Annotated in this window: 15 protein-coding genes; 6 read left to right on the forward strand and 9 right to left on the reverse strand. The window is 62.1% G+C overall.

What is annotated here, in order from left to right:
- Positions 1 to 70: 70 nt before the first annotated feature.
- Positions 71 to 1,909 (reverse strand): M3 family oligoendopeptidase, encoded by a 1,839-nt coding sequence (locus NEI07_RS06210; RefSeq protein ID WP_256033458.1) that lies wholly within the window; start codon positions 1,907 to 1,909, stop codon positions 71 to 73.
- A gap of 165 nt (positions 1,910 to 2,074) precedes the next feature.
- Here NEI07_RS06210 and NEI07_RS06215 point away from each other — a divergent pair, with 165 nt between their 5' ends.
- Positions 2,075 to 2,857 (forward strand): hypothetical protein, encoded by a 783-nt coding sequence (locus tag NEI07_RS06215; protein WP_256033424.1) that lies wholly within the window; start codon positions 2,075 to 2,077, stop codon positions 2,855 to 2,857.
- 188 nt (positions 2,858 to 3,045) lie between these two features.
- On the opposite strand, the gene NEI07_RS06220 is transcribed toward NEI07_RS06215, so the two are convergent.
- Positions 3,046 to 4,263: a lytic murein transglycosylase gene (locus tag NEI07_RS06220; RefSeq protein ID WP_305123636.1), complete on the reverse strand. Its 1,218-nt coding sequence runs from the start codon at positions 4,261 to 4,263 to the stop codon at positions 3,046 to 3,048.
- A 138-nt stretch (positions 4,264 to 4,401) separates the two neighbouring features.
- Between NEI07_RS06220 and irrA the strand changes: the two genes are divergently transcribed.
- Positions 4,402 to 4,884: an iron response transcriptional regulator IrrA gene (gene irrA, locus NEI07_RS06225; RefSeq protein WP_014890443.1), complete on the forward strand. Its 483-nt coding sequence runs from the start codon at positions 4,402 to 4,404 to the stop codon at positions 4,882 to 4,884.
- 90 nt (positions 4,885 to 4,974) lie between these two features.
- Here irrA and NEI07_RS06230 read toward each other — a convergent pair whose 3' ends face one another.
- A complete protein-coding gene (locus tag NEI07_RS06230) occupies positions 4,975 to 5,517 on the reverse strand; it encodes a peroxiredoxin (protein ID WP_256033426.1) in 543 nt (180 codons plus the stop codon).
- Positions 5,518 to 5,673: 156 nt separating this feature from the next.
- On the opposite strand from NEI07_RS06230, the gene NEI07_RS06235 reads away from it, so the two are divergent.
- Complete coding sequence (locus NEI07_RS06235; RefSeq protein WP_256033427.1) at positions 5,674 to 7,557, forward strand: PHA/PHB synthase family protein; 1,884 nt, start codon at positions 5,674 to 5,676, stop codon at positions 7,555 to 7,557.
- Positions 7,558 to 7,758: 201 nt separating this feature from the next.
- Here the strand turns inward: NEI07_RS06235 and lpdA are convergent, their stop codons facing one another.
- Entirely contained in the window at positions 7,759 to 9,198 is a 1,440-nt protein-coding gene (gene lpdA / locus NEI07_RS06240) for a dihydrolipoyl dehydrogenase (RefSeq protein WP_256033428.1), read from the reverse strand.
- Positions 9,199 to 9,333: 135 nt separating this feature from the next.
- On the opposite strand from lpdA, the gene NEI07_RS06245 reads away from it, so the two are divergent.
- Entirely contained in the window at positions 9,334 to 11,808 is a 2,475-nt protein-coding gene (locus NEI07_RS06245) for a hypothetical protein (RefSeq protein ID WP_256033429.1), read from the forward strand.
- Positions 11,809 to 12,018: 210 nt separating this feature from the next.
- On the opposite strand, the gene rplT is transcribed toward NEI07_RS06245, so the two are convergent.
- Together rplT and rpmI are read right to left on the reverse strand one after the other, a co-directional pair.
- Positions 12,019 to 12,384 (reverse strand): 50S ribosomal protein L20, encoded by a 366-nt coding sequence (rplT, locus tag NEI07_RS06250; protein WP_256033430.1) that lies wholly within the window; start codon positions 12,382 to 12,384, stop codon positions 12,019 to 12,021.
- A 36-nt stretch (positions 12,385 to 12,420) separates the two neighbouring features.
- On the reverse strand, positions 12,421 to 12,621 hold the full coding sequence (gene rpmI / locus NEI07_RS06255; protein ID WP_014890449.1) for a 50S ribosomal protein L35: 201 nt from the start codon (positions 12,619 to 12,621) through the stop codon (positions 12,421 to 12,423).
- Between the two features lie 364 nt (positions 12,622 to 12,985).
- On the opposite strand from rpmI, the gene NEI07_RS06260 reads away from it, so the two are divergent.
- Complete coding sequence (locus tag NEI07_RS06260) at positions 12,986 to 14,098, forward strand: amidinotransferase (protein WP_256033459.1); 1,113 nt, start codon at positions 12,986 to 12,988, stop codon at positions 14,096 to 14,098.
- A 53-nt stretch (positions 14,099 to 14,151) separates the two neighbouring features.
- Here the strand turns inward: NEI07_RS06260 and NEI07_RS06265 are convergent, their stop codons facing one another.
- Positions 14,152 to 14,478, reverse strand: a complete 327-nt coding sequence (locus NEI07_RS06265) for a DMT family transporter (RefSeq protein WP_256033431.1) — start codon at positions 14,476 to 14,478, stop codon at positions 14,152 to 14,154.
- 129 nt (positions 14,479 to 14,607) lie between these two features.
- On the opposite strand from NEI07_RS06265, the gene NEI07_RS06270 reads away from it, so the two are divergent.
- The gene (locus NEI07_RS06270; protein WP_256033432.1) at positions 14,608 to 15,486 is read left to right on the forward strand and encodes a pirin family protein; all 879 of its coding nucleotides are present in this window, start codon (positions 14,608 to 14,610) and stop codon (positions 15,484 to 15,486) included.
- A gap of 107 nt (positions 15,487 to 15,593) precedes the next feature.
- On the opposite strand, the gene NEI07_RS06275 is transcribed toward NEI07_RS06270, so the two are convergent.
- Positions 15,594 to 17,309, reverse strand: coding sequence for an ATP-binding protein (locus tag NEI07_RS06275; protein WP_256033434.1), 1,716 nt, complete (start codon positions 17,307 to 17,309; stop codon positions 15,594 to 15,596).
- 9 nt (positions 17,310 to 17,318) lie between these two features.
- Complete coding sequence (locus tag NEI07_RS06280) at positions 17,319 to 18,857, reverse strand: YifB family Mg chelatase-like AAA ATPase (RefSeq protein ID WP_256033435.1); 1,539 nt, start codon at positions 18,855 to 18,857, stop codon at positions 17,319 to 17,321.
- Between the last annotated feature and the right edge of the window lie 115 nt (positions 18,858 to 18,972).

Genomic DNA, 18,972 nt, shown 5'->3' on the forward strand with positions numbered 1-18,972 from the left:
CCTGCTCCAACATTTTGATTTTGAGCCATTCCTGGACCGATCACATGATTCCATGTGACCGGGAAGCGCTCTAAGCGTCTTCCATCGCCTCGAGTTCCGCAATCAGGCCCTCGATCATTTCAAGGCCGATATTCCAGAACGCCGGATCCCGCGCGTCCAATCCGAACGGCTTGAGAAGCTCGTTGTAAGGCTTGGCGCCGCCGGCTTCGAGCAAAGCGAAATAGCGCTCGGCGAATCCTTCATGAGCCTTTTGATAAACGCCGTAGAGCGAATTCACCAGGCAATCGCCGAACGCATAGGCGTAGACGTAGAACGGCGAATGGATGAAATGCGGGATATAGGCCCAGAAGGTTTCATAGCCGGGGCCAAGGCGGATTGACGGGCCAAAGCTTTCGGCTTGCACGCTCATCCATAATTCGCAGATCTGATCTGCGGTCAGTTCGCCTTCGCGTCGGGCGTTATGCACCTTTCGCTCGAAGGCGTAGAACGCCATCTGCCGCACCACGGTGTTGAGCATGTCCTCCACCTTGGAGGCGAGCAGCGCCCGCTTTTGCGCCTTATCCGACGCTCGCGCGATGAGCGCGCGGAAGGTGAGCATTTCGCCGAAGACGGACGCCGTCTCCGCGAGCGTCAGCGGGGTCGGCGCCATCAAGGCGCCCTGTCGCGCCGCAAGCACCTGATGCACGCCATGGCCGAGTTCATGCGCGAGCGTCATCACGTCCCGCGTCTTTCCTTGAAAATTCAGCAGCACATAGGGATGCGCGGAGGGCACGGTCGGATGTGAGAAGGCGCCCGGCGCCTTGCCCGGCCGCACCGGCGCGTCAATCCAGTTCTTCTCAAAGAAGCGCCCGGCGATCTCCGCCATACGCGGCGCGAATCCGTCGTAAGCCTCGAGCACGATGTCGCGCGCCTCAGGCCAGGAATAGCGCTTGGCCGGCGTCGACGGCAGCGGCGCGCTGCGATCCCAATAGTCGAGCGCATCCTTGCCGAACCATTTCGCCTTGAGCTTGTAATAGCGATGCGACAAGCGGGGATGCGCGGCCTCCACCGCTTGCGCGAGCGCCTCGACAACCTCGCGTTCGACGCGATTGGAGAGATGACGCGAATCGGCGACGTCCTGGAAACCGCGCCAGCGATCGGAGATTTCCTTGTCCTTGGCCAAGGTATTGGTGATGAGCGAAAAGGTGCGCAGATTGTTTTTGAGCGTCACGCCGATCGCCTGCGCCGCTTCCCGGCGCGTCTCTTCGCGCGGATCCTGCATCAGATTGAGCACGGGCTCGATCGCGAGCTCCTCGCCTGCGACCTTGAAGCGCAAGCCGGCGATGGTCTCGTCGAAAAGACGATTCCAGGCGGCCGCGCCGGAGATGTATTTCTCGTGGAACAGCTCTTCGAGCTTGTCCTCGAGTTCGTAGGGCTTCTCCTTGCGGATGTCTTCGAGCCACGGTTTCCAGCGCGAAAGCGGCTCCTTGCTGGCCGCCGCCATCAGCGTGGCGTCATCCATCCGATTGAGCTCAAGCTGAAAAAACAGGAGCTGCGCCGAAGCGTTGGTGACCTTCTCCTGCACATCGCCATAGAATTTCGCGCGCGCGGGATCGGTGGTGTCGCCGCTATAGAGCAGGCCAGCGAAGGACATCAATCGCCCGAGCAAGTCCTGCAGCGCTTCATATCGCGCGACCGCCTCGCCAAGCTTGAAGCTGGCGTTCGGGGCTCTCGCCAGCGACTCGAGCTGGCCGCGATAATCCTTGCCGAATTGCGCAACCTCCTGCGCGGCCTTGGCAAGATCGGACGCGACCTGGGGAGAATCGACCCCCGGATAAAGATCGGCAAGATTCCATTCCGGCAGCCGTTCCGCCGTTTTTACGGCGGGGGCTTCGGCGATCGAACGAGCGAAAAAACGGGCGCTGAACATGGCGGGGACCAAAATGGGCGGCTCCGACAAGCGAAGACGCGAGGATCGGGGTAAGCCTAGATATGGCAAGAGGCCGGACGGGATCAACCTGCAGTCAGGGTCGGCGCCGGCGCCTGTTGCCTCTATAACAATATGGGAGCGAAAGAATCAGCTTAGGTGCGCGCAATGGCGGGAGAGCCCGATTTTCTCAGTTCGGTCACGTCGCGTTACGCCACGGCGCGCGATATTTTCGCGCGTATCTCAGCTTTCCTCAACAAGGCGACCTTCAAAATCAAGCGCGGGCCGCCGGTCGAAACGATTGGCGAGATCGCGAAGCGGTTCAAGACCGACGACTATGATCGGCTGACTCTCAAGGAGCTCGCCGAGACCAAGACTGGCGCGACTTTCATCGACGAGAAGATTCAAGACATCAACCGCGCGAGCTTTCATCGCTCCGCCTTCGTGCTGAACGCATTCACGCATTTGTTTTTCGTCGACCTCGCCGCGCAACTGTCGTTCTCGTTTCTCCAGCTCAAATTCGCATTCGTGCTCGCCAACATCATTCTCGCGCTGCTTGCGCATTCCTCGGTGCGTCAAAGCTATCGCGCGCTGCTCGCGGGGCCGAATGCGCTTCCGCCCAAACGGCGCTTCTGGGGCATGTTTCCAAATCCAGCCTACAATCGCGCGGTGAAGAAGAATTCGCGCAGCTATGCGCAAAGCGCCTGGGAAGAAAAATCGCTGTTCCGGCCGGCCTATTTCGTCAACGCGGCGCTCATCTTTCTTGGCGCGCAATTCATCCTTCCGCCGGACCGTCTCTTTTTTCCCTTCAGCTTCATCGTCGGGAAAATTTCCGGACTGTTCACGACGCTGGTCATGGCCTTCGACGTCTGGCGCGGCGTTCGCGCCGGCGATGCGGCGAGGATCGCGCGCGAAAGGGAAGTCTCCGTCTACCGCGATCTCGACGTCTGATACGGATTCGGCTGATCCGTTCGCTTGTGCCGTGTCATTCCCGGCAGGCCGGAAGGCCTGACCGGAAATCCAGAGCCGATCCAAGAACGCTGGCCTTGCTCTGGATTCCCGATCGCGCGCGTTGCGCGCGCGTCGGGAATGACATAGCCGTTCGAAGGATTTCGTATGAAACCGAATTGGCGCTGGATCTATCGACCGCGCAGCCGCGCCAAAACATCTTTCGTCGCAAAGCCGTCGGCGGGCTGGATGCGCTCGCTCAATTGAAAGGCATGGATGGCGTTGCGGCTCGCGCGGCCGAGCTTGCCGTCGAACGTGCCGTGATAAAAGCCGCGCTCCGTCAAGAGCTGCTGCATCGCCTTGACGTCGGCGGTCGACAGCGGCGCGACCTTCGGCCAGGGCGCGATCGGGATATCGCGCCCGGCGATGCGCTCGGCAAGCAGCGCGACCGACATCGCATAGGCGTCGGACGTGTTGTATTGGCGGATGACTTCGAAATTGTCGGTGATCAGAAAGGCCGGGCCGTTCGCGCCAGCCGGCAGATAAAGGCTGGCGGCGCCGCCGGCGGGAAGCGCGCCGCCGTCGGCGCGCGTCACGCCGAGTTGCCGCCAGCGGGCGAAGTCGAGATCGAAGGCGCCGTAGTCGAACCCCTCAGGCAGTCGAACTTCAACGACGGCGGGCAATCCCGCGACCCATCCGGATTTCGCCAGGAAATTGGCGATGGAGGCCACGGCGTCGCCGCGCGAGCGCCAGATGTCCGGCGCGCCGCCGCCCTCGTCGCTTTCGGCATATTTGAGATAGGCGGAAGGCATGAACTGCGGTTGGCCCATGGCGCCGGCCCAGGAACCGCGCAATTGCGCGCGCGTCGCATAGCCCTTCTCCAGCATCACAAGCGCGGCGACAAATTCCTCAATGAAGGTTTCGGCGCGCTGCCCCTTCCAGGCCAGCGACGCCAGCACGCGCAGCGCGTCAGAGCCGCCGGCCGCCGTTCCGAAATTGCTTTCGACCCCCAGAATGGCGACGACGATTTCGCTTGGAACGCCGTGACGGGACTGGGCCCGACCGAGCGGCCCCGCGAGTTCGGCGGCGACCGCCCGGCCGCGCGCGACGCGACCATTCGTCACGGCGCCGGCGAGATAGGCGGGAATCGAAATGGTGAACTCGGACTGTGCGCGCGGCTTCGCCGAGACCGATGGGTCCGGCGCAAGTCCGGCGATCGCCGCGTCGAAGGTTTCCCGCGAGACGCCGGCGGCCTGCGCCGACGGCCACAGGCCCTGCAAAAACGCCTCGAACGTGTCGGCTTTGGCGCGGCCTCCGGCAAACCAAAGAGCCGCAACCACACGAACCGACGCGCGGAGGATTAGACGTCGATCAGTTTCTGCACAGAGTATTGGCTCAAGGCGCCCCATCATTAGCCAGTCCTTTGCTGCTTCTTTGGAAATATTACACCTTCCGCCATTTCGTTTGACAGGGGGCGAGCGCTGCCCTCTACTGAAAAAAGCTTAATGTATGAATAGGGAGCGAGTGATGCTCGCCTGTCACGAAGAATGACTCATCAACCCTCGACCACGAGTTTCGACCGTTCGATCAAACTGCGCGATCAATCCCCCGAGAGCGCAACGAAGGTTTCGGAAATCAAAGCGCGGCTGCGCGGCGCAGGTCTGCGCCCCACCGTTCAGCGGCTCGCTCTGAGCCGGCTGCTGTTCGGCAACGGCGATCGACATGTGAGCGCCGAGGCTTTGCACGCTGAAGCGCGCGAAGCCGGTCTGACAATGTCTCTCTCCACAGTCTATAACACGCTCAACCAGTTCGCCGGAGCGGGGCTGTTGCGCGAGATCGCCGTACAGGGGCCCCGCACCTATTTCCACACCCGCACCTCGCCGCACCACCATTTCATGGATGAAGCGACGGGCCGCATGTTCGACGCCGCCGATGGCTCTGTCGAATTTACGCGGTTGCCGGCGCCGCCGGAAGGGATGGAAATCGTCGGCTGCGACGTGATCATTCGCATTCGCCCGAAGAGGGGGTGAACGGCGGGCCGCTCCAGGATGCGCGATGGCGCTTTTGCGCGTCGGGCGGCTGGCATATGCAGTACGGACGATCGGCCCCTTGCTCGCAGCTTATTTCCGCTGCGCGTCGCGCCACCGCCGCACGACGGCGAGCGCATTCTCAATATGCTTCGTTGCGCCGGAATCCTCGACCGCCGAGAGAATCGTCCCGTCGGGCGCGATCACATATGAGATGCGATTCGCGAACATCGCTCCCGCGACCGGAACCTTGAAGGCGGCGTCATAGGCGTTGATCACCTTGAAGCCCGGATCGGCGCCGACGGGAAATTTGTCCCGGCACTCTTTCGCCGAGAATTCACGCTGCGTGGCGATCTTGTCGCTCGATACGCCGATGACGCTCGCGCCCATGGCGGCGAACTGCTCCATGGCTTCGACGAATTCATGCGCCTCGAGCGTGCACACGCTCGTGAACGACTTCGGGTAGAAATACAGCACGACCGGACCCTTCTTGAGCGCCTGCCGCAGCGAGAAGGAGAACTCCTTGCCGCCCTGCGCCGCCTCCAGACTGAAATCGGGCGCGGCGTCTCCGGGTTTGAGAGCGGCGAGCGCGGCGCTCGAGACGAGAGTCAATAAGACGGCGGCGATAGCCCTCATAGGGGTCTCCCAAGCGGTCGGCATTCCTTCACAGGGACATGGTAGCGCTCGCCTCCCGGCCCAAGCCCGGGAAAGATAGGGACGCAATGTTGCGATGCAGCATTCCCCGAAATAGGCTGAGAATCCAGTCGAACGCCTCGCGCTTAAAGGACGTTGATGACAGAGCACCCCAATGCCGCGCAGACGAACCCTGCGCGCGCAGAGCAGCCATCTTCCAGCCATCGCCACCCATCCTCTGCCCATGACTTTCCGCGCCTCGCGTCGAAAGCCTTCGTCGAAGCCTGGCCAAGCGCCTTTCTGGCGGCGGAGCGCGCCACTGACAAAGATTCATACGGCTTTGCCGCGTTGAGCGACCTCATCGACCGCTCGCTTCATGCAAGCGTCGCCCATCTGACCGGAGGCCTGTCGCCCGCCTCGATGGCGGGCGCCTATTGGGATTGGGCGGCGCATCTCGCGACAGCGCCAGGAAAGCAGATGCAGCTTGCCGAAAAGGCGATGCGCAAAACTTGGCGTTTCGCCAATTACGCCTCGCGCTGCGCGCTGCAGCCCAACGCCGCGCCCTGCATCGAGCCGCTGCCGCAGGACAAGAGATTTGCCGGCGAAGCGTGGCGGCGCTGGCCCTATGCGCTGCTCTACCAGGGTTTTCTGCTCAATCAGCAGTGGTGGCACAACGCCACGACAGGAATCGGCGGCGTCGCCAAGCAGCATGAAAACGTCGTCGAATTCGCCTCGCGGCAATTGCTCGACATGTTCTCGCCGTCGAATTTTCTGCTGACCAATCCCGAGGCGCTGCAACGCACGTTCGAGACCGGCGGCGTCAATCTCGTCTATGGCCTGCAGAATTTTCTTGAAGACATGGAGCGGCGCGCCGGCGGCAAGCGGCCTGTCGGCGCCGAAGCATTCGTCCCTGGACAGAACGTCGCGATAACGCCGGGCAAGGTGATCTATCGCAACCGGCTGATCGAACTCATCCAATATGCGCCGGCGACGCAGACGGTACGGCCCGAGCCCGTGCTCATCACGCCGGCCTGGATCATGAAATATTACATCCTCGATCTATCGCCGCATAATTCGCTCGTGCGGTTTTTGACCGAGCAAGGCTTCACAGTGTTCATGATCTCCTGGCGCAATCCGAGCGCCGAAGATCGCGATCTCGATATGGAGGCCTATCGCAGGCTCGGCGTGATGGCCGCGCTCGACGTCATCTCGCGGCTCATGCCGGACCGAAAGATCCATGCGGCCGGCTATTGCCTGGGCGGAACGCTGCTCGCCATCGCCGCGGCAGCCATGGCGCGCGACAATGACGAACGCCTCAAGAGCATAACGCTGCTCGCCGCGCAAACCGATTTCACCGAAGCCGGCGAACTGACGCTCTTCGTCAATGAAAGCCAACTCGACTTTCTCGAAGATCTGATGTGGGAGCATGGCTTTCTCGATTCCAAGGAGATGGCCGGCGCGTTCCAACTCCTGCGCTCCAACGATCTTGTCTGGTCCTATGCGCTCAAATCCTATCTCATGGGCGAGCGCGAGCCGATGACCGACATGATGGCCTGGAACGCCGACGCCACGCGCATGCCCTACAAGATGCACTCCGAATATCTTCGTCGGCTTTTCCTCAACAACGACCTCGCCGAGGGCCGGCTTCGCGCCAACGGCGGCGCCGTCGCGCTCAACGATATTGGCGCGCCGATTTTCGCCGTCGGCACGGAGCGCGATCATGTCGCGCCCTGGCGCTCGGTTTACAAGATCCACCTGCTCGTCGACGCCCAAATCACCTTCCTGTTGACGAGCGGCGGCCATAACGTCGGCATCGTCTCGGCGCCCGAGAAGAAGCGCGGCGAGTACCGCTTCACAAGCCGTGTGGACGGCGAACATTACGCCGACCCCGCAGAATGGGTGAAGATCGCGGCTGTCAGGGAAGGATCCTGGTGGCCGGAATGGAGCGCCTGGCTCGCCGCCCGTTCCGGTCCGCCGGTCGCGCCGCCACTGATGGCCGAAGCGCTCTGCGACGCACCAGGAACCTATGTGCTGCAGAGCTGAAGTGACGAAAGCGGGGCGCGCGTCGGGCGCGACGGCGGCTCGGGGTGTCATTCCCGACGCGCGCAACGCGCGCGATCGGGAATCCAGAGCGACATCCACGATTCTTGTCGCGACTCTGGATTCCCGGTCAGGCCTTCGGCCTGCCGGGAATGACAAGCGAAGCAATCCAAAAAGCGCGGCGATTGCTGGATTGTTTTAGTCTCAAACGTGAATCGCGCGGCCGTAGGCCGCCAGCACGCTCTCATGCATCGTTTCCGACAGCGTCGGATGCGGAAAGATCGTGCGGATCAAATCTTCTTCCGTCGTCTCGAGATTCATCGCGATGACGAAGCCCTGAATCAGCTCCGTCGCTTCGACGCCGAAGATATGCGCGCCGAGCAGCCGCCCGCTCTTGGCGTCGAAGATCGTCTTCACGACGCCTTCGAGTTCGCCGAGCGCGATCGCCTTGCCATTGGCGAGATAGGGGAAGCGGCCGATCTTGATTTCAGTCCCCTGCTCTTTCGCCTTCGCCTCGGTCAGGCCCACTGACGCGACCTGCGGATGACAATAGGTGCAGCCCGGCACGCGAGATTTATCGAGGGCGTGAGCGTCCAGTCCGGCGATCGCCTCGACGCACGTAACGCCCTCATGCTCAGCCTTATGGGCAAGCATCGGGCCGCCGGCGACGTCGCCGATCGCGTAAACGCCGTCGACATTTGTGCGCCCCAGGCCGTCGATCTTGATGTCGCCCCGCTCGAGCGCCACGCCGAGAGCCTCTAACCCCAGATTTTCGACATTGGCGACGACGCCGATCGCCGACAGCGCGCGCTCGACTTCGAGCGTCTGCGTCTCGCCGTCCGAAGGTTTCAGCGTGACGAGGAGGCTGTCGGCCTTTTTCTCGACCCCCGTTACGGTCGTCGCGACTCGAATGTCGATCCCCTGCTTCTTGAACGATCGATGCGCCAGAGCGGCGATCTCTTCGTCTTCGCTGGGGAGAATATGCGGCAACGCTTCAACGAGAATGACCTCGACGCCAAACGTCCTATAGAAAGAGGCGAATTCGACACCGATGGCGCCGGCGCCGATGATGAGCAGCGATTTCGGAAAGCGCTCCGGCTTCATCGCCTCGAAATAAGTCCAGATGAGTCGTCCATCGGGTTCGAGGCCTGGCAGAACGCGCGGGCGCGCGCCGGTCGCGATGATGATGTGTTTCGCCTGATAGACGCCGTGGTCGAGCCTCGTTTTCGGCGAGGGCAATTGCGGCAGCATCGGCGGTTTGGTCGGCGCGGCGACGCGCACCTCGCCCTTACCGGCGATCGTCGCCTCGCCCCAGATGACGTCGATCTTGTTCTTCTTGAGCAGAAACGCCACGCCGCCATTGAGCCGCGTCGCCGCCTCGCGCGAATGCGCGACGATGCGCGTAACGTCCGCGCTCAGAGCGCCTGGCGAAACGCCGAACCGCTCGCCTTCCTTGGCGAGACGATAGACCTCGGCAGAGCGCAGCAGCGCTTTCGTGGGGATGCAGCCCCAGTTCAGGCAAATCCCGCCGAGATGTTCGCGCTCGACGACCGCGGTCTTGAGACCCAGTTGCGCCGCGCGGATTGCGGCGACATAGCCGCCGGGCCCGCCGCCGATGACGATGAGATCATATGTGTCGGCCATGCTTCGTCCTAGCTTCCAAGTGACACAGTCTTCAGCGTTGTAGCCAAACTCTACAAATTCACGAAAATTTACGCCCTAGAGGAAAAGCATATATTGTTTAGACGTTTGCAGTCACCTGACCATAAGGGGGCTTTGATGAGCGCCCGTCTTGCATCTGCGACCGCCTCGCTGCGTTCGCTTTCCTTCAAGATCCTCGCAGGTTTGCGTCGTGCAGTTCGTTTCATCTGGCGCGCCGCAATAACTGTCGTGCGCCTTTTGCTTTTGGCCTTTCTGATGGTTCTCGTGACCGCTTGGGCCATTTCCACGCCGAAGGACCACCCCTACCGCGTCCTTGATCCAGACTCGCGCGACTGCAACATGCGGATCGGCGAAAACGGGAACTACGTCTCGCCGGCATGGAATATTCTCGCGGCTTATGGCAACGCCGAAAACGAAGCGGCGCTCAAGGACGATCGAGGTCGTTGGGACACGAAATTTCAGTGCGCGATACAGCGTCACGCGATTCCTGATCGCAACGCTGACGACAACAATCGATCGAACGCGCTTGGCTACACGCTGGCCTTTCTGGAATTTAAGGAGGATGGCGAGCCGTTCGAGCTGATCAAGGACCCTCATCAGCTGTTCACCATGAACGAATTGACTGATCGCGTGAGCTATATCGAACGCAGCTCGTGGAAGCCGATCACACAGCTTGAGGCGCTCAACGCGCATCTTAGATCAGTTGAAAAGCGCACCCACGCCGATGAATTCGGAAATGCCGTTAAGCACAGCAATTACGTAATCGTCTTCGTTCATGGCTGGCGACATGACGCATCGATCGGAGACGGCAATGTCACCGATCTTCGCGCTTACGCGGCCCATGTCGCGCGATACCTTCGCGACCGGTGCATCGCTGGCGAAAGCGAGCATTGCGGGCGCGAGGTGACGGCGGTGTACGTCGGCTGGCGAGGCGCACGGCTGAACGAGACGCGACTGCATCTTCCCTTTATCGCGCTAGGCAATACCATGGGCGCGCTCTTAGATGGCGACGCCTCACATTGCTCGAACGGCGTTTTACCCAGCGAAAAGCCTTTATGCTGGAAGAACTGGATCAATTCCTGGGGCGATTCGCTCGCCTCCGGCGTCGTGACGCTGACCTTGTTCGACCGCAAACCCGTCAGCGAATATATCGCGCCGCACGCCCTCATGGCGCTGAGAAAAATCGAGCAGGTTCTCAACAAACAGCCCGGGACGAAGGCAAAGCAACGAGACAATCCAAACAAGATGATCGTGATCGGCCATAGTCTCGGCGGCAACATGTTGGCCACGGCTTTGAAAGAACATTTGATCAAGGCCGTGCGTAATCATCCGGGCGCCAACGCCTACTTTTATCCCCCGCTCGGCGATCTCGTGGTTCTCATCAACCCTGCGGCTGAAGCGTCCAAATGGACTGATGTTCAGCGCGCCGTCTGGGAGAAAGTCGCTTTCTTCGAGGGCGAAGGCGACCTCATGGCCGGCCACCGCTTCTTTCCGGCTCATCAGAGTCCTGTCGTGATTTCAGTCACCTCGGCCTATTCCTGGCCTCCAGGAGGGATCCGGCCCGGAGACTGCGCCATAGCCATGCGTGACAAACTGCGCTTGCTCGGTCGGGATGCGAATTCGCCAGACGAAATATGCGCGAGATACAAGCAGTTCCTAGAGGCAAAAAAACCCGGGGAGTTCATCTTCCATGATGAGACGCCGAACCCCGACGAGCGCGCCTGCGGGGCGCTGAGAACGCCGTTTGCGCTCGATCAAGCGGTGGAGAATATCGATCGAAAAAAGAAAATCGGCATAAAATCCGACCTCGCAACCTATCTCGCTTTCCCACTTTTTCGCGGCGACCTCCGTCCCCTTGGCGCGATGATCGCTGGCGTTGCACGAGATCTACGCGCAGCCTGCGAAAGCTTCAGCATCTCCGAAAACCGACAAGATCAGCGAGCGCTGAGATTTTGGCAAAGGGTTGGAGAATTCGTCAGCGATCTTCCCTTCCAGAATACGGATATCGAGTCTTCGCGCACGATCGGCCATCTCGATCCGCCGCGATCGTCAGTGAATCTCGTCGATACTCTTCGCATGCCGGCCCGCCAGCTCGGCACGACGCATGAAATTCGCAGCATCCGTTGGGCGCCGCCCAGTCAGGCGGATTACAAGGATATCCCCGCCGATCCCTCACTAAACTGCGCTGTCAGCCACGACTGGCTAACGCGGGCGCGAAGGGCGCAAACGAATGGCACTCAGTGGGAGAGCGCGGTGCTGGCCCCACCGCTCGACCCCGATCCAGCGAATCCTCACGGCAGCGGCGTTCATCCCGCGGTCGAGATGACCCACGGTTTCAGGCTTGCAGGACTGCTCCCGATCACGCGCGCTAACGACCCGTTCTGGAACATGCGCGCCTACGACGATGTGCTCATGAGCCATGGAGGCTTCATGTTCAGTTCGTTTATTTGCGCGATCAATCAGTTCGTCATGGATCGGCCAACACGATGGCCGCTTCCAACGCCCCCAGCCGAATTGCAAACGGCGCCCATGCCTCAAGAGCCAAATCGGCCGGCGGCGGACGCCCCCAAAATTCATCGGCGGGCGAGATGAAAAGCGCCCGACAACACGGCAGTCCGCGCATAAGAAATTCCAAAACAAAAAGCCTCCCGCAGGCTGCGGGAGGCTCGAATGCGTTTGCGATATAAGTCTTAGAGCAGGTTCCGAAAAAGTTGACAGACTTTTTCGATGAGAACCTGCTCCAACATTTTGATTCTGAGCGATCCTTATCGATCACATGATTCCATGTGATCGGGAAGCGCTCTAGGCGGCCTGCGGCAATGCCGCCTTTGCCTGCGCCACGATCGCCGCGAAGGCTTCCGGCTGGTGGATGGCGAGATCCGACAAAACCTTGCGATCGACTTCGATCCCGCCCTTGGCGAGCCCGTCGATGAACCGCGAATACGTCAGCCCGTGCTCGCGCACGGCGGCGTTGAGCCGCTGGATCCACAGCGCGCGGAACACGCGCTTCTTCGCCTTGCGGTCGCGCGTCGCATATTGCATCGAGCGGTCGACGGCGGCCTTGGCGGCGCGGATCGTATTCTTGCGGCGGCCGTAGAAGCCTTTGGCCGCCTTGAGGGTCTTCTTATGTTTGGCGTGCGATGTGACGCCACGCTTGACGCGAGCCATGACGAACTCCTTTGCGAAAAAGTGCGGTTCTGCGGATCAGCCGTTCGGCAGGAAGTATTTCTTGACGTTGTCGCCGTCAGTCTTGAACAAGACGTTCGTGCCGCGCAGATTTCTGATCTGCTTGTTGGTCCGCTTGATCATCCCGTGGCGCTTGCCCTGCTGGGCGTAGACCACTTTCCCGGTGCCGGTGATCTTGAAGCGCTTTTTTGCGCCGGATTTCGTCTTCAGCTTGGGCATTTTGCTCTCCCGGGCTCTGGGCCCTGTTGTTTGCGCCGCAGGAAATTGGTCCAAACGACACGTGTTCGCGCGAGCGAAAGAACCGCCACGGCAGCCCATCACTGGCCGGGCGGTTCTGTAGAGCGGGGTTTATTGCCCAACGCCGGGGGAAACGCAAGTCCACGCAAGCCTTGGGAACGCCTGGAGTAGACGGCCCCGCCTCTTGGCGACATAGTCCGATCGCCAAGAAGGCGTGAGTCGACAACAAAGCGAGGAAGACCAAGCAGCGCGACGTTAAACCAAGAAATAACGCCGTTTTTCGCAAGATTGAAGAACAATCGGAAAGCGCTAGATGTCACTCGCTGGAAACGATCCGGGGCGCATTATGAATATCCATGCATCTATAGGGGCCGCGATTGCCGCGGACTGTCCAGTCAATTCCCACAATGAGTGGGATCCACTGGAAGAGATCATCGTCGGCCGCCTCGAAGGCTCGACGATTCCTTCCGACCATCCGGTCGTTACCTGCAACATTCCCGGCATGGCCGCGCGCGCCCAATCGCTCGCCGCCGGCTTCCGCTTTCCGAAATTCATGATCGAGCCCGCCCAGGAAGAGCTCGACAATTTCATCAAGGTGCTCGAATCGCTCGGCGTCACGGTGACGCGGCCGGAGCCCTTCAACCACAAGGCGAAATTTTCGACGCCCTATTGGTCGTCGCGCGGCTTCTGCAATTCCTGCCCGCGCGATTCCATGCTCGTCTTCGGCGACGAGATTCTCGAAACGCCCATGGCCTGGCCCTGCCGCTATTTCGAGACGCACAGCTATCGGCCAATCCTGAAGGACTATTTTAAGCGCGGCGCGCGCTGGACGTCGGCGCCCAAGCCGCAGCTCACCGATGAGTTGTTCGATCCCAACTTCAAATTGCCCGAGAAGGGCGAGCCGCTCCGCTACATTCTCACCGAGTTCGAGCCGGTGTTCGACGCCGCCGATTTCTTCCGCTGCGGCCGCGATATTTTCGTCACGCGCTCCAATGTGACGAACGCCATGGGCATCGACTGGCTGCGCCGCCATCTCGGCGACGGCTATCGGATTCACGAGATTAAGAGCCGCTGCCCCAATCCGATGCATATCGACACCACGATCCTGCCGCTGGGGCCGGGCCGCGTGCTCATCAATCCCGAATATATCGATCCCGACGAACTGCCCGACATTTTGAAGAAATGGGACATTCTCGTCGCGCCGGAGCCCGATCCGATCAACGACCGCATTCTCGCGATCACCTCGATGTGCGGCAAATGGCTCAGCATGAACATTCTGATGATCGACGAGAAGCGCGTCATCGTCGATCCGCATCACGTCAATATGATGCGGCAGATGGAGAAGTGGGGCTACGAGCCGATCCCGGCGCCCTTCCTGCACTATGCGGCGTTCGGCGGCGCGTTCCATTGCGCGACGCTCGACGTGCGGCGGCGCGGAACGCTCGAGAGCTATTTTTGATTCAATCGCGCTTCGTTCGCCCGACGCTTCTGGCAAGGAGCGCCGGGCAATCTCTATTTCAGGTCGACGCCGCCGAGCCGCAGGCCGATGATGCCCAGAACAATAAGGCCGATCGAGCCTAAACGCAGGAAGGTCGTCGGTTCGTTAAAGAGATAGACGCCCACAAGCGTCGCCGCGGCGATGCTTGTTCCCGTCCATGCGGCGTAAGCCGTGCCGGCGGGAATCGTTTTCACCGCTAGGCCCAGGCATCCGACGCTCGCCGCCATAAAAAAAACCATGATGACCGAAGGCCAAAGCCGCGTGAACCCTTGGGCATATTTCATCCCGATGAGCCAGCCGACCTCGCAGAGGCTGCCGATAAAAAGGATGATCCAGTCCATCTAACCGTCCTTGCCATGCGACGTCCTCGCCGCGTCCGGCGACTTGTGGGTTTTGCGGTCCCATCCGTCAAGAACCGCCAATTTGCATTTCGCTCAATGCCGCCCACATAGGCGGCAAGGAGCTTCCTCATGAGAAAAATTGTCGGCGTTCACCCCGCCCCGGACTCCATGCACTGGGTCGGCGACGGCTTTCCGGTGCGTTCGCTGTTTTCGCATCACGAACATGGCGCGCGGGTGAGCCCCTTTTTGCTGTTCGACTACGCGGGACCGTTTGATTTTCCACCGACCGCCAAGCGGCGCGGCGTCGGCGCCCATCCGCATCGCGGCTTCGAGACGGTGACGATCGTCCTGGACGGCGAACTCGCGCATCGCGACTCGACCGGCGCCGGCGGACTTATCGGTCCCGGCGACGTGCAATGGATGCGCGCGGCCTCGGGCGTCGTCCACGAGGAGTATCATTCCGAAAGCTTCGGCAAGTCGGGCGGACGGTTCGAGGTCGTGCAGCTCTGGGTCAATTTGCCGGCGCGCGAGAAGTTGAGCCCGCCGCGCTACCAGACCCTCCTCGACAAGGACATTCCGCGCGTCGACCTGCCGGATGACGCCGGGCTTGTTCGCGTCATCGCCGGCGAATTCGACGGCCATCGCGGACCGGCGCAAACGGCGACGCCGATCGATCTTTGGGACGTGCGGATCGACGCGGGAAAGCGCGCCCGGTTCACGCTTACCGAAGGCCATACGGCGCTTGCGGCGGTTCTCGAAGGAACGGTCGAAGTCAATGGCGAGAAGATCGCGCGCGCGACCGATGTCGTCGTATTCGAGGCGGAAGGCGGCGACATCGCCTTCGAAGCCAACAATGACGTGAAGCTGATCCTCATGAGCGGCGAGCCGATCGACGAGCCCGTGGCGCAACAAGGCCCATTCGTGATGAATACGCAGGATGAATTGCGGCAGGCCTTCGCCGACTATCAATCGGGACGGTTCGGCGCCATCGCGCCGCAAGGCGCCTAGAACCCTCCCGATCACATGGAATCATGTGATCGGGAGGGAATCGCTCACAATCAAATGTTGGAGCAGGTTCTCAGCGAAAAAGCCTGTCAACTTTTTCGCAGCCCGCTCTAAGAGGAAGCGCTGCTGCGACGCGGCGCCAATCTCAGCTCTTCGATCGTCGCCGCGAGCGAAGCGAACTCCACCGGCTTGGTGAGAAACGCGTCGACTCCGGCGGCGCGGGCGGCGCGCTCGTCTTCTTCGCGCGCGCTGGCCGTCAGCACCAATATGGGCGTGCGCGGCGCGCCTGCCCGCGCCTCCGCCTCACGAATGCGGAGGCTCGCCTCGCGTCCATCGAAATCCGGCATGAAAAGATCCATGACGATCACGTCATAGGGCGCGCCCACGCCCTCGATCGCTTCGCGGGCGCGCGCGAGCGCAAGCGCGCCGCTTTCCGCCCGAGTCACTGTCGCGCCAAGCTTCGCAAGGTGACGCGTGAGGATGAGCGCGTTGATCTCATTGTCTTCCGCGATCAGCGCGTTCACCCCGGCGAGCGCCTGCAGCGGCGTGCCGTCGTCAGGCGCCGGCGCCTTGGCGCGCTCTGGCGACAGACGAGCGATCAGCGACGCGATCCGCACCGGCTTCACGAGCCAGCCGTCGAAGTCGCACAAGGCGTCTTCGCCAAAGGCGCGCCGTTCGATTGGCGAGAAGAGCAGAAACAGTCGTCCCGCCTGCGCGTCGCGAGCGACTTTCGCCAACTGCGCGGTCATGTGCGGGCCCAGCGCGCAGTCGACGATAACGGCGTCGAAGGGTTTTTCGCCCCGCCTGTGCAGCGCGGACGTCGCATCCTTGGCCGCGACGATCTCCGCTTCGGCTCCGGCGAACCGCAAGCTCTCGGCGAGATAGGGCGCTTCAAAGATGCTTTGCGCAACGATCAGCGCCTTAAGCCCGGAAAGCGGCGCCGGCGCGCTGTCTTCGCTGAACGGCGGCGCAGGAAGCGTAAAGGCGAAAACGGCGCCCATGTCCGATGAATTGACGAGCGCCAGCGCGCCGCCCATCCTGGCGACGAGACGGCGAGAGATGGCGAGGCCGAGCCCTGTGCCCGCCTGCGGGTGATTCTCGGAAGGATCGGCCTGCTCGAATTCCTCGAAGATCGCCTCGCGCGCCGCCTCGGGCACGCCCGGCCCGGAGTCGCGCACCTCGAAGCGCAGGCGCGCGCCGTCTCGCGCGACGCGCACGCCCACGCCGCCGCGCTCGGTGAATTTCACCGCATTGCCAATGAGATTGACGAGCACCTGCCGCAGACGCGCCGGATCGCTCACGATTTCACGCGGCGTGTCGGGCAGGATGACGCTGGCAAGCTCCAGCCCCTTGGCCATCGCGCGCGGCGCCAGCAATTCGACCACGCTTTCGACGAACGGCGCGAGCGCAAAAGTTTCCTGGCGCAGCTCGAACTTTCCGGCTTCGATCTTGGAGAAATCCAGAATGTCGTCGATCAGCTGCGAGAGCGAGCGGCTGGAATCGCCGATCGCTTCGACATAGCTCGCCTGTTCGGCGGTGAGCTTGGTCATCGCGAGAAGCTGCGCCAGCCCCATGACGCCGTTGAGCGGCGTGCGAAATTCGTGGCTGACCGCTGCAAGAAAGCGCGACTTGGCAAGACTGGCGGCTTCCGCTTTGTCGCGCGCCACGGCGGCGGCGCGCAGCTCCCAGATTTCATCGCGCAGCGATTCGAACTCGGCCTCGACCTGGTGGCGGCCGCGCCTGCGCAGAGCAATGAAAATGGACGCCGCCAGCAGCAGAATGGCGAGCTGCGCCGCGAGCAAAATCACAATATGGTTTAAGGACATGCGCCCATATCAGGCCGCAAGGCGCCCCGACGCAAGTCCTGCGCGATAGGAAAGCGCTTCAGCAAGATGCGGTCGGCCGACGGATTCAGCGCCGTCGAGATCGGCGATCGTGCGCGCGAGCTTCAAGACCCTGTGAAACCCTCTGGCGGTGAGGCCGAAGCGCTCGGAAGCGTCCCGAATCAGCGCCGTGCCGGCGGCGTCAAGACGCGCCGCGCGCTCGATGACCGCCGCCGGCGCGGCGGCGTTGGCGGCGACCCTTGGCAGCGAGAGCGCATCGTAGCGTGCGCGCTGAATCTCTCGGGCCCGCGCGACGCGCGCCGTGACCTGCCGCGAACCTTCGCTCGGCGGCGGCAACACGAGATCGGCGGCGGTCACCGCCGGCACCTCGATCTGCACATCGAAACGGTCGAGCAGCGGCCCCGAAAGCCGCGCCTGATATTGCGCGACGCAGCGTTCATTGGGTTGGCGCTTGCAGGCGTAGCCCGGATCCATCGCGTGACCGCAACGGCAAGGATTCATCGCCGCGACAAGCTGAAAGCGCGCCGGGTAGACGGCGCGATGATTGGCGCGCGACACCGCCACCTCGCCCGTCTCGAGCGGCTGACGCAGGCTGTCCAGCACTTGCGGTTGAAACTCCGGCAATTCGTCCAGAAAAAGGACCCCGTTGTGGGCGAGCGAAATCTCGCCAGGCTTTGCATGGGAGCCGCCGCCGACCAGCGCCGGCATCGAGGCGGAATGGTGGGGCGCGCGAAAGGGCCGCCGGTCGGTCAATTCGCCGCCGGCAATCTGCCCCGCCACCGAATGAACCATCGAGACTTCGAGCAATTCCCGCGGGGTCAGCGGCGGCAGGATCGACGGCAGCCGCGCGGCGAGCATCGATTTCCCCGCCCCCGGCGGGCCGCTCATCAAAAGGTTGTGGCCGCCGGCGGCGGCGATTTCGAGCGCGCGCTTGGCGCTCTCCTGTCCCTTGATGTCGGAAAGGTCGGGCTGATCGGCGGCGAGCCGGCGCACCGCCGGCTGAGGCCGGGCCAGAACCTGCGCGCCCTTGACGTGATTGACGAGCTGGATGAGCGAGCGCGGCGCAATCACCTCCATATCGCTCGACGCCCAGGCCGCTTCCGGCCCGCATTCGCTCGGACAGATCAATCCCAATCCCCGCGCGTTGGCGGCCACCGCCGCCGGCAGGACGCCCGCCGTCGGCGTCAGCGTCCCATCGAGCGCAAGTTCGCCAAGCACGACGAATCCCTCGAGCGCGTCGGAGGGAATGGCCCCAATGGCCGCCATCACGCCAAGCGCGATTGGCACGTCATAGTGGCTTCCCTCTTTGGGCATGTCGGCAGGGGCGAGATTGACGGTGATTCTTTTCGCCGGCAGCGCCAGGCCGGAAGCGATCAGCGCCGCGCGCACCCGCTCGCGCGACTCGGCGACGGCCTTGTCGGCCAGGCCGACGACGTTGAAGACGACCGCGCCGCTCGAAATCTGAACTTGGACGTCGACGGGACGGGCCTCGACGCCTTCGAACGCGACCGTCGCCACCCTCACCGCCATCGCGCGCTCCCGAGAAAATTCTTTCCGCAATTATCTTCGGCAGCTTAACGGTCGCGCGATCTCCACGCAAGAACATTATATGAACATAGCCACGCCCAGCACTAACCTAGATCGC

The sequence above is a fragment of the Methylocystis suflitae genome, from assembly GCF_024448135.1.
GTDB classification, from domain to species: Bacteria; Pseudomonadota; Alphaproteobacteria; order Rhizobiales; family Beijerinckiaceae; genus Methylocystis; species Methylocystis suflitae.